General features: G+C 34.4%; 17 protein-coding genes, 2 pseudogenes and 1 riboswitch. Of the genes and pseudogenes, 13 read left to right on the forward strand and 6 right to left on the reverse strand.

Features of this window, described 5'->3' with window-relative positions; all coding sequences use genetic code 11:
* Positions 1-134 precede the first annotated feature (134 nt).
* From QUF99_RS11660 to QUF99_RS11675, 4 genes are all read left to right on the forward strand, one after another.
* A complete protein-coding gene (locus tag QUF99_RS11660; protein ID WP_289370210.1) occupies positions 135-296 on the forward strand; it encodes a peptidase in 162 nt (53 codons plus the stop codon).
* Between the two features lie 193 nt (positions 297-489).
* Positions 490-1131 (forward strand): cupin domain-containing protein, encoded by a 642-nt coding sequence (locus QUF99_RS11665; RefSeq protein WP_289370211.1) that lies wholly within the window; start codon positions 490-492, stop codon positions 1129-1131.
* 495 nt (positions 1132-1626) lie between these two features.
* Positions 1627-2232: a histidine phosphatase family protein gene (locus tag QUF99_RS11670; RefSeq protein WP_483298598.1), complete on the forward strand. Its 606-nt coding sequence runs from the start codon at positions 1627-1629 to the stop codon at positions 2230-2232.
* 75 nt (positions 2233-2307) lie between these two features.
* Positions 2308-2718, forward strand: a complete 411-nt coding sequence (locus QUF99_RS11675; protein ID WP_289374627.1) for a hypothetical protein — start codon at positions 2308-2310, stop codon at positions 2716-2718.
* Between the two features lie 211 nt (positions 2719-2929).
* Here QUF99_RS11675 and QUF99_RS11680 read toward each other — a convergent pair whose 3' ends face one another.
* Positions 2930-3259 (reverse strand): DUF3147 family protein, encoded by a 330-nt coding sequence (locus QUF99_RS11680; RefSeq protein ID WP_289370212.1) that lies wholly within the window; start codon positions 3257-3259, stop codon positions 2930-2932.
* On the reverse strand, positions 3243-3653 hold the full coding sequence (locus tag QUF99_RS11685; RefSeq protein WP_289370213.1) for a MarR family winged helix-turn-helix transcriptional regulator: 411 nt from the start codon (positions 3651-3653) through the stop codon (positions 3243-3245). The genes QUF99_RS11680 and QUF99_RS11685 overlap by 17 nt, the downstream gene beginning before the upstream one ends.
* Before the next feature lie 171 nt (positions 3654-3824).
* Between QUF99_RS11685 and QUF99_RS11690 the strand changes: the two genes are divergently transcribed.
* From QUF99_RS11690 to QUF99_RS11700, 3 genes are all read left to right on the forward strand, one after another.
* Positions 3825-4616 (forward strand): PP2C family serine/threonine-protein phosphatase, encoded by a 792-nt coding sequence (locus tag QUF99_RS11690; protein ID WP_289370215.1) that lies wholly within the window; start codon positions 3825-3827, stop codon positions 4614-4616.
* A gap of 369 nt (positions 4617-4985) precedes the next feature.
* Positions 4986-5552, forward strand: a complete 567-nt coding sequence (locus QUF99_RS11695; RefSeq protein WP_289370216.1) for a sigma-70 family RNA polymerase sigma factor — start codon at positions 4986-4988, stop codon at positions 5550-5552.
* The gene (locus tag QUF99_RS11700; RefSeq protein ID WP_289370218.1) at positions 5549-6649 is read left to right on the forward strand and encodes a DUF4179 domain-containing protein; all 1101 of its coding nucleotides are present in this window, start codon (positions 5549-5551) and stop codon (positions 6647-6649) included. The genes QUF99_RS11695 and QUF99_RS11700 overlap by 4 nt, the downstream gene beginning before the upstream one ends.
* A gap of 48 nt (positions 6650-6697) precedes the next feature.
* On the opposite strand, the gene QUF99_RS11705 is transcribed toward QUF99_RS11700, so the two are convergent.
* The gene (locus QUF99_RS11705; protein ID WP_289370220.1) at positions 6698-7768 is read right to left on the reverse strand and encodes a WD40/YVTN/BNR-like repeat-containing protein; all 1071 of its coding nucleotides are present in this window, start codon (positions 7766-7768) and stop codon (positions 6698-6700) included.
* Between the two features lie 141 nt (positions 7769-7909).
* On the opposite strand from QUF99_RS11705, the gene QUF99_RS11710 reads away from it, so the two are divergent.
* From QUF99_RS11710 to QUF99_RS11720, 3 genes and pseudogenes are all read left to right on the forward strand, one after another.
* Positions 7910-8530, forward strand: coding sequence for an FMN-binding negative transcriptional regulator (locus QUF99_RS11710; protein ID WP_289370221.1), 621 nt, complete (start codon positions 7910-7912; stop codon positions 8528-8530).
* A gap of 39 nt (positions 8531-8569) precedes the next feature.
* A pseudogene (locus QUF99_RS11715) lies at positions 8570-8773 on the forward strand (cation efflux transmembrane domain-containing protein); the annotation flags it as partial.
* Positions 8774-8957: 184 nt separating this feature from the next.
* Complete coding sequence (locus QUF99_RS11720; protein ID WP_286124397.1) at positions 8958-9128, forward strand: Fur-regulated basic protein FbpA; 171 nt, start codon at positions 8958-8960, stop codon at positions 9126-9128.
* 167 nt (positions 9129-9295) lie between these two features.
* Here the strand turns inward: QUF99_RS11720 and QUF99_RS11725 are convergent.
* From QUF99_RS11725 to QUF99_RS11735, 3 genes and pseudogenes are all read right to left on the reverse strand, one after another.
* A pseudogene (locus QUF99_RS11725) lies at positions 9296-9736 on the reverse strand (GntR family transcriptional regulator); the annotation flags it as partial.
* 376 nt (positions 9737-10112) lie between these two features.
* A complete protein-coding gene (locus tag QUF99_RS11730; RefSeq protein WP_289370222.1) occupies positions 10113-10640 on the reverse strand; it encodes an isochorismatase family protein in 528 nt (175 codons plus the stop codon).
* A 437-nt stretch (positions 10641-11077) separates the two neighbouring features.
* Complete coding sequence (locus QUF99_RS11735; protein ID WP_289370223.1) at positions 11078-11194, reverse strand: bacitracin ABC transporter ATP-binding protein; 117 nt, start codon at positions 11192-11194, stop codon at positions 11078-11080.
* 163 nt (positions 11195-11357) lie between these two features.
* Positions 11358-11506, forward strand: a riboswitch (cyclic di-AMP (ydaO/yuaA leader).
* A 141-nt stretch (positions 11507-11647) separates the two neighbouring features.
* Between QUF99_RS11735 and QUF99_RS11740 the strand changes: the two genes are divergently transcribed.
* The 3 genes from QUF99_RS11740 to QUF99_RS11750 all read left to right on the forward strand — a co-directional run bounded on the left by QUF99_RS11740 (position 11648) and on the right by QUF99_RS11750 (position 14803).
* Positions 11648-13474 (forward strand): APC family permease, encoded by a 1827-nt coding sequence (locus QUF99_RS11740; RefSeq protein WP_289370224.1) that lies wholly within the window; start codon positions 11648-11650, stop codon positions 13472-13474.
* A 350-nt stretch (positions 13475-13824) separates the two neighbouring features.
* The gene (locus QUF99_RS11745; protein ID WP_289370225.1) at positions 13825-14391 is read left to right on the forward strand and encodes a histidine phosphatase family protein; all 567 of its coding nucleotides are present in this window, start codon (positions 13825-13827) and stop codon (positions 14389-14391) included.
* A 109-nt stretch (positions 14392-14500) separates the two neighbouring features.
* Positions 14501-14803: a MazG nucleotide pyrophosphohydrolase domain-containing protein gene (locus QUF99_RS11750; protein WP_289370227.1), complete on the forward strand. Its 303-nt coding sequence runs from the start codon at positions 14501-14503 to the stop codon at positions 14801-14803.
* Positions 14804-14849: the final 46 nt, after the last annotated feature.

Here is a 14849-nt window from a genome sequence, read left to right on the forward strand (position 1 = left end):
ATATATCTTTGTACATAAATCCATAATTAAATATAATTAGAAAAATAAATTTTGTTACAATAAGTTGAATTTCCGACATTTTACGAGAAAAAGGACTATAATAAAATCATAATCTATTACAAGGAAGTGTAACTATGAGTACTGTTGCTATCGTATATGGTATCATTCTTTCTACAATCTTTGCTACGTTTGTTTTTGGAATCACACGTTATATGCACAAATGGAAAGAAGGGATTGCAAAGTTAAATCATATTGAAGAAGAACTTAGCGATTTAATGTTACACCATGGTAAGTAAAAGGAAGTATTTTTTAGTTGAATAATGTGAAGTATATCACAAAACATGCTAGTAATGTAGAGCATGTTTTTTTGTTGTCTATAAACATAATAGGAAGTCTATTGTTGATGTGCACATCTGCTTTGCTTTTTCCATAACATACAATGTTAAGTACGGAATTATATATATTAAGAGAGTGGAAAAGAGGGATCGGATGGGTAACTCAGGATATGTTCCAGACAATAAAAATCTAAAGAAAAGCTCTGGAACGCCAAACCTCTTCTTTGATTCGCGAGAAAATGTATTTTTTAAGCGAAATGATAAAAATATTGCTTATGAAGTAACTTCAACCCAGTTACCAGCAATGATTGGCGGAGCATTTGTTGATCTTTTTATGACGAAAGGGCATATGAGAGAACCACATTGGCACCCAAATGCTTGGGAATTAGATGTAGTTGTTTCAGGTGAAGCTGTTACTTCTATTTTAAATCCAGAAACGAACCAGCTGCAAAATTATCAAGTAAAAGCGGGACAAACAGTCTTTATCCCTATGGGGTGGTGGCATTGGATTACTTCCGTATCTGAAGAAGTACATTTACATCTGTTCTTTAATAACGATCAATTTGAGACGGCTGAAGGCTCCGATGTGCTAAGATTAACTCCACCAGAAGTGTTTCAAGCTGCTTATGGTGTGAATGCTGAACACTTAGCAAAAGTGATTTCGCCTATTAAGGAGTCTGTCGTAATTGGGCCACCAAATTCTAATCGTTATATTGAGATTCAGCCAAGTTGTAATACAAATTCTGATATAGTAGTGGTGTTAAATGGTGAAGTTATTTCATGTGAAACAGAGTAGCCCGTATTCATTTAGAATAGGAGTTATTTTAATTTGTATAAACAAAAAGCTTTTACGGGACTGATAAAGACGGAAATAAAATTGGAATTGTCTTTATGTCCAATGATCTAGATGATATAGAACCGAAGAAACTTCGAAATAATTTAGGTTATTTCATTAAAAAAATAGCAAATAATAAAGAATTTCTAATAAAATTATAATAATATAATTTTATTATGTAAACAAAAGTGAGATGCCGATAGATGACATCTCACTTTTTTGTTTTGGGAGAAAAGTGAATGAATGATTGAATATTCAATTAAATGAAAGGCGTTTTTATGTTATGGTTTTATAAAGTGAAACTTTTCTCAGTGGGGTTTTTCTTCATCTCCACTGAGAATTAGCCCTTACCAATCGGGCTTTTACGAGCAGTTTATCCCCCACCTATCTTCTTTGTTTCTCTCTGAATCTTGAGATGGGGATCTTACTGCTCGCGAATAGCGGGGGAAAAGGAGAGTGAGAAGAATAGTGGAAACGAATCACATTTATTTCGTACGTCACGCACATTCTACATATATACCAGAAGAAAGAGAGCGTCCGTTATCTGAAAAAGGACGGAAAGCAGCACACAATGTCACTATGTTATTAAAAAACGAACAGATAAATGTTGTCATCTCTAGTCCTTATAAACGTGCGATGCAAACAATTGAAGGCGTGGCAAAACATTTTGATTTATCCATTCAGTTAGAAGAAGATTTTCGAGAAAGGTTGTTAAGTAAAATTCCAGTAGTAGATTTTGAACAAGCTATTACGAGAGTATGGGAGAATCCTGCTTTTTCTTTTGCTGGTGGAGAATCGAATAATACTGCGCAAAAGCGTGGGGTTGCATGTTTGAGAAAGATATTAAAGAAATATGAAGGTGGCAACATTGTTATTGGAACGCACGGAAATCTTATGGTGCTTATTATGAATTATTTTGATTCTAAATATGATATTGCTTTTTGGAGAAGACTACATATGCCTGATATATATAAATTAACTTTTTGTGGAGAGAATTTAACGTCTGTAATAAGAATAGAGAATAAATGTACGATAGAATCGAGTGCTTCACATATTGAATAATTTGTAACATTTTATCAAAATAGCAGGAAAGTATATAACAATTAGCGAAGTATGAGCTGAAGCATAAAAAATTGTATTATAAAGGAGGCTGTTTATATGTTCGAGAAAGAGAAAAGGTTGTCATCTCTTCCGGGAGAAGTTGTTGAAGTGAACAATGTATATGAAATCGTACCACCAGATGGAACAATTATTGGTATGGCAACACCAGAAGAAATGGAAGTTGCAGCTGAGCTAGAATTACAGCACTATGCCTATTCTCGTTTGCTGGAAGCAAATATTCAGTTAGACGGTGCCTCCTACAAAGATATACTTCAGGAATTTGAGCAGTATGAAAGAAAATCGATGGTATTTTGGAGAGCATTACATGAACGATTGGCTGTACCGTGGGCATGGGTACTTCGCGTTGATGTTGCGAATGGGCCAATTTATGTGAATAACGGAAATACGTATTACGATGTGGAAGATGTAGAGGAAGACTACGAATAGACAAAAAGGAAAGCAGTGAAGGCTGCTTTCCTTTTTTATAGATAAAGAGAAGGACTTTGTAATTGGAAGAAAGCTCATTTGCTATTGGCATCCAATCGTAAAATGAACATCCCACCCCGGTTTGAATGACAATCGTTTGAGGCCTGTCACCTTTCATACACATTTCAACTTTCTTTCCGAAAATATCTATAAATATCCTCATAATCCTCCTCTAAGCTTGAAAAATTCTTTGACAAGCTAATAAAATACACCAAACCCCTACGCCAAATAATACAGAAGTACTAAGAGAAAAGGCATTGCGTAACCCGAAATATACAATTAATAACAGCAGTGCGGATGCCGGAAATCCATATAGAACGCCTAAAGCGAATTGACTTAAGTCTTGTTTGCTTCCACCTTCAACAGAAATCCAAAATAAACTAAGCAAACTTATGAGCGGAAGAGCGGCAATAAAACCGCCAATTGTACTGTAATGTTTGGCAAGTTCTGTTACGCCACCAATAATGAAGGCGGAGGCGAGAACCTTAACGAGAAAAGACATGTTTTGCCTCCTTTGCTAATAAAGAAAAGGCAGTTTCAATTAGGTGTTTTTCTTCTTCTGATAGACGAGATTGTAGTATGGTCAGTTTCTCTTCATCTAATAAGGTATGTTTTGCTAAAGTGTTACTGCCTGCTACCGTTAACATAACATTGACTACACGTTCGTCTTGTTTATTTCGTTCTTTTATAATGAATCCTTTTTGAATAAGACGCTTTATATGTTCAGATGCAGTATTGTGAGAGAGGTTTAATTCTGATGCAACGTGTCCAATTGTAGCAGCTTTTTTTCGTGAAATGATTTGCAAAATCCGAACTGCTTGGTGAGAAAGACTGTCTTCGTATTCATACCGTAAGTGATAATAAATCATTTCCCAATTATGATTGATGTTTTCCATATGTGATGTTCTCCTTTAGGCTTTTTATATCTTACAATACGATATATTCGTTATATAAGAATTAATTTCCTTCTTTATTACGTAAAAATTCGTGAAAAAGTTTATTTTTCTTGAAAGATGCGGTACTCTTAGCGTAAGGGCATGCAATGAGTAAGAGAGAGGATGATATGAATGAATACATTTAAATGGATTGGTCATGAAAAGACATATCTAGACGAAATACATGTTGAAAAATGTGGTCCTCTTTCAATCGGGTTATATGGTGGAAATCAAGACGTTGGTGCAGACACAGAGAAAAGAGAAGATGCGGTACTCGCTTGGTGTGATCCACAGTTAGACTTTGAATTTGTTATGATTTTTGATGCTCATCATAAAGCAAAAAATATTCATTTTATCATAGAAGAAATTTGTGAAAGAAAAGAGAAGTTACAAGAACTATTTGCGTATCCGGTCAATCTTGCATTTCATCATACACATATGTATTTATTAGCATTGTTTACAGATGAGGCATTTATTCAGAAATGTGAACAGGAAAACAGTGAAACAGCTTGTCTCATTTGCTTACGGAAAGGTGAATTTTTATATTGGCTATCAGTCGGAGAATGCTTTGCCTATTTGTTTCAACCTGAACAATTGCAGAATGGAAAAGGTAGATTAAATCAACGTAAATTTTATGAGTGCATTGGAAGAGAAAATGCTTTTTCAGCAAATACATCATGCTTTACTTCAGGTGTTCGTGAACTGCCAAATGGCATGAATCATATCGTAATGGTTACTGATGGTGTAGTAGAGTGTGGACAGCGAACATTTGATGATGATCAATTTTTATATGAAGCATTACATGAGGAAAATCAACTTCAAATAGAGCGTGTACTGAAGCATGTACAGGAATGGCAAGGAAGGGATTGTGCAACAATTATTGGCTGGTCGATTGATACAGAAAACAGAGACTGTGCACATTAAAATAATGCAAACAACGAGCTTGGGACATATATGTCCCAAGCTCGCTTTATTTCAAAGTGGTCGATGTTTTATATTAAAAGGTACGTTCCATAAATATTAGACCAGTCGATATCAATTAAAATATTTTATCTCGCTATTCGGGTGCAGTAATACATCCACCTTAAAGTTCTGCAAGAAGGAAAGAAGATAGGTGGGAGGTAAACTGCATGTAAGTACGTAAAAGCCCGATTGGTTCAACTAATAATCAGTGGGGGATGAAGAAAGCCCCACTGATTAAAGTTTCACTTTATTGTAAATGTGAGAGAAAATCTTTTTCCATACGTTATATAAGGTGTAAAAGCTTTTACAAAAATTAAGGGGAATGGATATATGAAGTCAAATGATAAAAATTTTATTAAACGATTAAAGCGGCAGGAAGAAGACGCATTAGAGTTTATTGTGGATAAATATTTGCCATTAATGAAAGGAATCACTCATAAAGTTCTCATGCCACTTCAAAATGATGGTGTCATAGAAGAATGTATTAATGATATTTTTCTTTCAATCTGGAACAATGCAAATAAGTTTCATGGCGATTCTGCTGATTTTAAAAAATGGATTGCAGCGATTGCTAAGTTTAAAGCGATTGATTACTACAGAAAAGCTACTAAGCAAGTAGAAATTACTACAAATGATATTGAAGTGAATACAGAAAAATCAGTGGAAGATGAATTGATTTTAATAGAAGACAGAAATGAACTTATAAAACTAATCAACCAATTAGAGCCTGTGGATCAAAAGATTTTTATCATGAAGTTTCTTCTAGGTTTAAAGACTGAGGAGGTAGGAGAAAAACTTGGTTTAACTCGAGCTGCGATAGATAATCGAATTTATAGAGGGAAAAAGAAACTACAAAAAAGTGCTACGAATCTTAGTTTAGGAGGTAGTGTAGTATGAAAGACATTTATGAGCTATTAAATGAGATTGAAATAGATGAAAAAGAATTTGAGGAAATAGAAGCTTCTGAATTTGAAAAGGAAAAAGTGAAACGTAATTTGGAACAAGCTATACATAAAAAGAAAAAAACAAAGAGCTGGAAAAAGAGGATTGCTGCTGCATCCATTCTAGTAGGATTATCAGCTGCGACACTGGGGTTAGGATTTCCTACTTATGCCGGGAGCCTTCCTATAGTAGGTGATATTTTTCGATTTTTAGATAATGACAGAACAGGTCTTTATGAGAATTATAAGGGATTTTCTACAGAAATGAATATGACAAGAGAAAGTAATGGAATTAAAGTCACTATCAATGATGCAATTTTTGATGGGAGAACTGTATCAGTAACATATTCTATAGAAAGTGAGCAAGATTTAGGAGATAAACCAGTTATATTTGGTAACTTAGATGCGATGGAATCTGATGGGGGGACAGGAAGTTCTAGAATTTCTAAAGTTGCTGACAAAAAGTATATAGGCTTAGCGACGGCTACTCATCATAATCGAAATAAAAAAGATGCTATAAATATTAGATGGAATATAGACAGTATAGAAATACCAGATAAAAAGAAAGAAGTGAAAGGGAATTGGAATTTTGCTCTTACTGTAAAGGCAACGGATAGTAAAGAAAGAACGATTAGTGGAAGTTCAGAAAAAGATGGCGTAAAAGTAAATATGGAGAAAATCGCAGTGTCACCAATGTCATTTATTCTTTACTACAATCAAGAAGTTTCCAAAAATACAAGGAATGAATGGGACGATGTAGATGTTGAGTTAGAAGTTAAAGACGATTTAGGAAATCATTATTCTGGGAAAGGGAATGGAGGATCAGGTAAGGATTCTTATAATATCAATTGGAGTACAACATTCCAAAAGCTTAATGAAAATGCAACGAAACTTATTGTCACTCCTCATGTTAACTTGCGAATCCATACTCCTGAAAACCATGGTGGAGTAGAAATGAGCGGTGGAAAAGAGAAGAAAATTGAAGTACCTAAAAAAGAAGGGGAAAATAAAGATATTGTTTTAGATGATATCGTTATTGACTTGAAGAAGTAAGAGATATAAGGACTGTCTTATTTACATAGGACAGTCCTTTGTTTTGTATTAAGAAGTAATCAATAAAGCGTGTGGATGCTGCGTTGTATATTCTTCTTTCCATGAAATAGGTAACTGTTTCCACGTTTGTCCTGCATCTTTAGAGTGAAATACACCGTTATTATTCAAAGCATAAAACGTATGAGGTTCTGTAGGATTGGTTGCTAGCATGGAAATCACAGTTCCGATTGGAGATGGTAATCCGTGATGAACCGCTTGAAAAGATTCATTCTTTGTTTTTCTATAAATATAAGATTCATACGGTACGTGGTGATGAGCTAGATCAGGGCTTGATGCAGCAGAAACGAGAATTGTATCACAATCGGCAGAATCAATTGCCATGCTATATAAATAGTGATGGTCTAAACCTTCACTACATGAAACCCAACTGTTTCCTCCATTATAACTTTCGACGTATGCACGATCAGGATCACCCATAAATCCATCTCCACATGATGCATAAAGACGATTAGGAGCATGCGGATGCATGAGAAGTTGGTGTGCATCGACAGGACCACCGAGTTTTTTATCTTCCCATGTTTGTCCGTTATCTCTACTTCGAATGACAGCGCCTGCCTCAATTGAAATATAGAAATTATCTTTTTTATGTGGATCCATTGTAATCCATCGAACATGGTGGGTAAAAGGTCTAGGGGGAAATGCCCATGTATACGAAGAAAGTAATGATTTCATTCCCTTGCATTCGTCCCACGTTTCACCACCATTTTCTGAATAAAATAAAGCACTTGGTTCTGTTCCAACATAAACAACACCATAACCGTTAACTTGTTTGATGGGACTTATAGCAATAGAAGTAATAGCTGAATGAATAATTCCTTGTTCTTTATGAAAATCAAAGTAACTGCAAGAATCGCCAATTGGCTTCCACGAATCCCCTTTATCTTCGCTTAACCATAATCCTCGTCCAAATGTCCCACAATATATGCGATTTGGTTGAAATGGGTCAATTGCAATACAAGTTGGCTGCATTTTTTGTAAGTGATATTGTACTTTGAAATCTCCATTTTTCTCTTCTACCACAATTAGTTCACGTTCCATACAAAGAAATAGTCGTTTCAATTTTTCCACTCCTTTTATTATTTCTTATTACTAAACGATATGAGCAACGAAAGAAAGTAGTCATGTTTTTTATTGAGAAAAAAGGAACTGTCAGTACATATAACGAAAAGAGTACGAGGTGAAAGAGGGGAGAGGTTAAAGGTGTATATTCCAAAGTATTTCAGAGTAGAAGATAAACATGAAGTGATAGAGTTTATAAAAGAGCATTCATTTGCTACGATGGTTTCTTATCAAGATGGAAAGCCGATTGCCACTCATTTACCATTTGTAGTAGAAGAAAGAGGAGATGATTTATATTTATGTGGGCATCTTGCACGTCCCAATCCGCAGTGGAAAAATATAGAGGGAAATGCACAATTATTGGTGATGTTTCAAGGACCACATGCATATATTTCACCTTCTTGGTATGATCATGAAAATGTTCCGACTTGGAACTATATGACTGTTCACATATATGGAACTGGAAAGAGGGTTAGTGAAGACGCGATGAAGGAATCGCTCACTCTCATGCTAGAAAAGTATGAAACAGGTAGAGCGAATTCCGTACTTATGGACACATTATCTCCTTCCTTTATAGAACAACAGATGAAGGGAATTGTTGGGATCGAAATCAAAGTGAATGAAATAGAAGCACAATATAAGTTAAGTCAAAATAGAAACAAGATTGATTACGATAATATCATAAAAAAATTGCATGAAGAGAATGAAGTGTTGTCTAGTGAAGTTGCAACTAAGATGCAAAAGAAACGTATGGAAGAATAAGACTTGGATATGCGAGTTTTTAAAACGCATATCGAACCTATGGAGTATTCACATAATCATGGGCATTCACAAAATAAAAAAGCATTGATGCTTGCCTTCATATTAACAACGAGCTTTATGGTTGCGGAAGTCATTGGCGGAGTTGTAACAAATAGTTTAGCGCTGTTATCAGATGCAGGGCATATGTTAAGCGATGCGGTTTCGCTTGCACTTAGTTTACTTGTTTTTAAACTCGGAGAAAAAAGATACTAAAAAGTGTCATGACATCTTTTGCGGAACATATATATATATAATGTGGCCACAAACAGTTTGTAAGGTAAATATTTCATGAAATTACTTTACTTCTAAACTATCATCTTTTATAATCAAAGTGGTAATTGATAAAGATTATCATTTTCAATGATTGTAGAAAGGAGTTTTTAAAAAGATGAGTAATCAACTCCGTTTTGCTGTTGAAAATCGTAAGAGGCATTTAATTGATCAGTTAATTGGGGCAGGTGTGTTTAAGATTCTCGATCGACAATTATACGAGCTTTCCTTAGACGAACTAGAACAAGAGTATAAAGACATTGAGAAATATGCAGAGGTTCATGCATAGTCATATAGAGCGCTGAACATAAATCCCCTTAAGTGTATCGAACTTAAGGGGATTTTTATGTGAACGATAAAAATAAACTACATATTAGAGGATGTTCAAAAAGTCCGGTAAAGATAGCTGTCGCATTTCTTCGTTACATCGCCAGTCCGGTACTCATGTAGTTCCAGCTACACTTCGTATCCTCCTGGCTTCCGCGCCTCGAACTGCTCGGCTCTCTTTATCCTTCCTTCTGAACAAGCACTATTAGAAATGATTTTTTGAATCTCTTTCATTGGTCGCAACCAGTTTTGAGACATTATTTTTTCCATTTGTACGGAGTCACGATTTATTAATGCTTGAATGATTGCGTTATGTTCCTCAATAGATTGGATGGCAGGAACGAAATTTTGGAAGAAAAGATATTCAAGACGCAATACATGAAGTTGTATGCTTGCTAAGAAAGGCTCAATGTATGTATTATTGGCGATCGATACGATTATATTATGAAATTGTAAGTCTAAGTTCATTGTACGTTTTGAATCCTTCTCATCAATGGCTTGTTTAAATTCGTTGTTTATTAGCGTCAGTTGTTTTATATCGTTTTCTTTTATATGATGAAGGGCATCTTGAACATTATTAAAACGATATTAAATTCATTCGTGAACATGGAAAAGAGTGGATTTAAGGGTAGGCTTTTGTTGAACTAACGGGGGCTTTTCTTGAATAAGTGAAGAATATTATTCATTCCCCTAAGTCTATTAGAAATCAAAAAATCCCAACTTTTTATCTAGAAAGTTGGGATTTTTTTCGTAAAAGGATTTGTCTTTTTTCTTAAAGCACTACACTACATTTAATTCTGATATAAAAACTAAAGGGGCATGCTACTTATAATTGTAGTATGTCCCCTTAAAATTGTTTAACTTTCGATAATTAAAATATTATCTGTTTTGAAAATGAATAATAAAGTTGTTTAATTTGATTGGCGAATCTTCACAATAGCTCTTATTACTTATACAAATCAATCGGCTGTATTTGCACAAAACGGTTGTTCCATACAGATTCATGATGCTCTATAATTTGTTCCGCACTAAGTTGGCTACTATTTAATGTACTATGCGCGCCTTTTACTAGCAGATTCTGTTGATAGCCCTTGCTATAGGCAATTCGCATTGTCGTATCTAAGCAAAATTCGGTTTGAGCACCCACAAAAATCAGTTGCTCGATACCCAAATTTTTTAATGTTTTCTCTAAATTGGTTTGATAGAAGGAATCCCACGTGATTTTCTCGATGACGATATCGCTACTTTCTCGGTGCAGCCCTTTATGTAATTCCCAAGCATACTTACCCTTCGCCATTTCATCTGATGGATTTTGATCTGTATGCTGGATGAAAATAACGGGTATCGCCTTTGTTTTTGCCCAGTCAATCACCATATTCACATTCTCAAGCAACTGTTCATGCTGATATAAGTAATTTTTTTCTTCTGAAAAAAAGATTTCTTGCATATCGATAATGATTAATGCTTGTTTCAAATGTACCTCTCCTATCCGTTTGTTGAATTAAAATTTTTATTTTTATTGTACCTTAATTTGAAAAATATGCCACTATTTATTTAAGTGTCGGCTGTCATTTTTAAACAACTTTATTATCTTTTAAACGCCTTTATTATTTTTAAAAGAATTTTATTAGTTGTGAATAGCAGAGATGAATGTATGTATCTTTATCCCGCTATTTGCGGGCAGTAACTCCCTGCCTCAAAGTTCGACAGAAAGCAAAGAAGTTAGGTGGGGGATAAACTGTCCGTGGTTCTGGTGCAAAAACTGTAAGACAATTGCAATTCATCTATAAATTTTGGACGTACATATGTCGTTGTAATTTTTTTAGTTATGAGGATACCAAGCCGCCTTAGCTTGATGGCGATATACCGGGACCCCTATTATAAATTTTGATGAATCCATTCATACAACGATTATACGCTGGGGACATCATTTTGTTCCTTTGTGGAATCACCATATAGTTGATTAATCTCTTTAACAACTTCATCTAAAAATTCATCAGACAAAAAGGGTTTATTTTCTTTAGACATATAATTCCTCCTAGCCTAACTTGATATTATAAATTATGTTCACTTATGAAGTAATATCATACATGATCATCATAATCCTTCTATTTCTAAAAAATTAATCTATTGTATAAAAATTTTTATTTACTTTTTCTAAATAAGAGAGTATGATAATCGACAGTTTCGAATTTCTAAATCGCTGAAACCTGATGGTACGGGGGAACCGTTTTTGTGGATTGATACATAATCCAAGGGGTGAATCCTTGCAAAAGAGGTAGGGCTACTCACAGGCCCGAACCCGACAGCTAACCTCGTAAGCGTTATATGAGAAGGAAGGTGGAGCTTGTGCGACAAAAAAATTAATGTCTACAAGTCTATTTGTTATGGCTTGTAGACATTTTTTGTTTTCTGAAAAACAGTTTATTAATTTGACTAAAAGAGAAATGTACGTACAAAGTTATTGGAGAGTGGACAGCAGTGGTTTCAACTATAAAGAGGTTTTTAATTGGAAGACCATTAAAATCAACCGAATTAGGAGAGCAAAAGCTTAATAAAACGAAAGCGTTAGCGATTCTATCTTCTGACGCATTATCATCGGTTGCCTATGGTCCGGAGCAAATATTGATTGCTTTAGCTACACTTGGCTCTATAGCATTTTGGTATTCCATTCCAATCGCTATTGGAGTATTAATATTGTTAACAGCTCTTATTTTATCTTATAGACAAATTATTTTTGCCTATCCTCATGGTGGTGGAGCATACGTAGTATCAAAAGAAAATTTAGGTGTCAATCCGGGCTTAATAGCTGGAGGATCTTTATTAGTAGACTACATTTTAACAGTTGCAGTAAGTGTATCTGCAGGTACAGATGCTATTACATCTGCTTTTCCTAGCTTACATGCTCATAATGTAATTATTGCTATTATCTTTGTATTATTTATTACAATTTTGAACTTAAGAGGAGTAACGGAATCAGCTTCTATTTTAGCTTATCCCGTTTATTTATTTGTTTTAGCGTTATTTATATTAATCGGTGTAGGCATATACAACATTGTAACAGGTGAAGTTTCACCTAATTTGCATACACCAATTGGTACACCAGTAGCAGGGGTTAGTTTGTTTTTACTTTTAAAAGCATTTGCATCAGGTAGTTCTGCTTTGACAGGTGTTGAAGCCATTTCCAATGCGATTCCAAACTTTAAAGATCCGGCTCCTAAAAATGCTGCTAAAACGTTACTTGCGATGGGTTCCTTACTTGCTTTGTTATTTTCAGGAATCATATATTTAGCCTATTATTATGGTATTACTCCTAGTAAAGAGGTAACAGTTATCTCACAAATTGCCGAAGAAACATTTGGACGGAACTTCATGTATTTCTTTATTCAAGGAACAACAGCGTTGATATTAATACTTGCTGCTAATACTGGTTATTCTGCTTTTCCTTTACTAGCAGTTAATCTTGCAAAAGATAAGTTTATACCTAGAATGTTTACAGTTAGAGGAGACCGATTAGGGTATTCAAATGGAATTATCATACTTGGAATTGCTTCAATTCTTTTAATTATTGCTTTCCAAGGGCAAACGGAACATCTTATTCCACTTTATGCAGTAGGTGTGTTTATTCCATTTACGTTGTCCCAGTCTGGAATGGTGGTAAAATGGATTCGTGAAAAGTCTCAAGGGTGGATTTTAAAATTAACGATTAATTTAACGGGTGCTGTTATTAGTTTTATAGTTATGAGTATGTTCTTTTTAACTAAGTTTGCACAAGTTTGGACAGTGTTAATTTTCTTACCTGTCATTATTATTGTTTTTCATCGAATTAGAAAGCATTATGAAGCAGTAGGTGATCAATTAAGTCTTAGAACTTGTGAACCTATTGTACCGATTGAAGGGAATGTAATCATTGTACCTGTGGCTGGTATGACTCATGTAGTAGAGAGTTCATTAAATTACGCTAAATCTCTTTCACCAGACCAGATCATTGCTGTTTACGTTTCTTTTGAAAGGGAAGATGAAAAAAGGTTTGAAGCAAAATGGAATAAATGGCAGCCCGAGGTTAGACTGGTGACACTGCACTCTCATTACAGAAGTATTATTCAGCCACTGACCAAATTTATTGATACAGTTCAATACAAAGCAACTGAAGCAAATTATCGGGTTACTGTGGTAATACCGCAATTTATTCCTAAGAAAGGCTGGCACAATATTCTTCATAACCAGTCTAGCTTACTAATTCGCGCATTCTTGCTTTATCGGAGAAATGTAGTTATCACGACTGTACCTTATCATTTAAAAAAATAAAGATTCCAAAACAAGCAATTTCTTAGGTAGCTTTACTCATGTAGAGCTACCTTTTCTTGTCCTACCAGGTGCATTTGACATTTTAACGGCTTTACATTACGCTATATTTTTTTATGAGAAGTGAGCAGGTCTTTTTCTGTTTTACTGCCGATAACACTTGATTATGTGAACGAAGAGTCCCTTCAGAGTGTCTGAAGGGACTCTTTTATAGGTTTCTAGATACATAGACTGCTGATAAATGGTGTTATGTTAACTGAGCATGTATAGAATATACTTAATAAGAAGTAGGAAAATGGCTTATAGTTGTCGAATGAAAAGATTCTGATACTTAGGATAAGGGGATTAGAATTATGAAAACACTCATACTTGTAAGACATTGTAAAGCAGAAGGACAAGAGGAAGGAGCCTTATTGACTCAAGAAGGTCAGCAGCAAGCTACTAATCTAATGACACATTTATTCAACTTAAATTATAAGATTGATAAAATAATCTCAAGTCCATATGAAAGAGCCATAAAAACAATTGAACCTTTGGCTAAAAAAATAGGCTTAGAAATACATACTGACGAAAGATTATCAGAAAGAAGACTAAGTGATGGACCAATCACCAATTGGCTAGACGTATTAAAACAAACATTTAATGATATAGATTTCTTTGTAGAAGGTGGAGAATCAACAAGAGAAGCTACAGAGCGTGTCATTACTCTTATTAAAGAGGAGATATGTAATAAGGAACAGACAACATTGCTAGTAACCCATGGTAATCTCATGACTTTAATCCTTAGACATTTTGATCAGAGAATTGGTTTTGAAGAATGGGCCAGTCTAACGAATCCTGATATTTATAAAATAACAATCCAAGAGGAGAAATTTACTGTCACACGATTATGGGATACAGCCATATCAAGTAGCATCTAGCATTTAACTTCCGCTAACACTAATTATATAAATGTAACAGAAATAATTATTAAACGGCTATATAAGAAAGTTATAGAATGAATACTTCAATAAAAAATGGGGGAATAATGTGAAAATATCTGAATTACAAAAAGAGGTTAGAGAGTTTAGTAAAAATAAAGGCTTTGAGAATTCATCAATTGAAGAAAGAACTTTATATTTGGTTACAGAAATAGGAGAGGTTGCAAAAGAAGTCTTGAAAATTTCTTCTGATCCTGGCTCTGTAAAAATTAATGAATTAAAAGAACAGTTAGGGTTAGAAATATACGATGTGGTATGGAATGTTTTTGATTTAGCTAACAAACTTGATATCGATTTAGAAGATGCATTTAGAAAAAAGAATGAGATAAATAAATATAGACATTGGGATTAATTTTATAAAATCTAAACTTAAATCTGCTGAAAAAGAATCCATTTTG

The sequence above is a fragment of the Bacillus sp. DX4.1 genome, from assembly GCF_030348195.1.
Lineage (GTDB): Bacteria > Bacillota > Bacilli > Bacillales > Bacillaceae_G > Bacillus_A.

Bases quoted from the DNA above. Each gene is read 5' to 3' on its own strand.
- QUF99_RS11695 (WP_289370216.1), top strand. From the start codon at position 4,986: ATGAAGTCAAATGATAAAAATTTTATTAAACGATTAAAGCGGCAGGAA.
- QUF99_RS11665 (WP_289370211.1), top strand. From the start codon at position 490: ATGGGTAACTCAGGATATGTTCCAGACAATAAAAATCTAAAGAAAAGC.
- QUF99_RS11700 (WP_289370218.1), top strand. From the start codon at position 5,549: ATGAAAGACATTTATGAGCTATTAAATGAGATTGAAATAGATGAAAAA.
- QUF99_RS11690 (WP_289370215.1), top strand. From the start codon at position 3,825: ATGAATACATTTAAATGGATTGGTCATGAAAAGACATATCTAGACGAA.
- QUF99_RS11720 (WP_286124397.1), top strand. From the start codon at position 8,958: ATGAGTAATCAACTCCGTTTTGCTGTTGAAAATCGTAAGAGGCATTTA.
- QUF99_RS11685 (WP_289370213.1), bottom strand. From the start codon at position 3,653: ATGGAAAACATCAATCATAATTGGGAAATGATTTATTATCACTTACGG.
- QUF99_RS11660 (WP_289370210.1), top strand. From the start codon at position 135: ATGAGTACTGTTGCTATCGTATATGGTATCATTCTTTCTACAATCTTT.
- QUF99_RS11680 (WP_289370212.1), bottom strand. From the start codon at position 3,259: ATGTCTTTTCTCGTTAAGGTTCTCGCCTCCGCCTTCATTATTGGTGGC.
- QUF99_RS11735 (WP_289370223.1), bottom strand. From the start codon at position 11,194: ATGTCTAAAGAAAATAAACCCTTTTTGTCTGATGAATTTTTAGATGAA.
- QUF99_RS11745 (WP_289370225.1), top strand. From the start codon at position 13,825: ATGAAAACACTCATACTTGTAAGACATTGTAAAGCAGAAGGACAAGAG.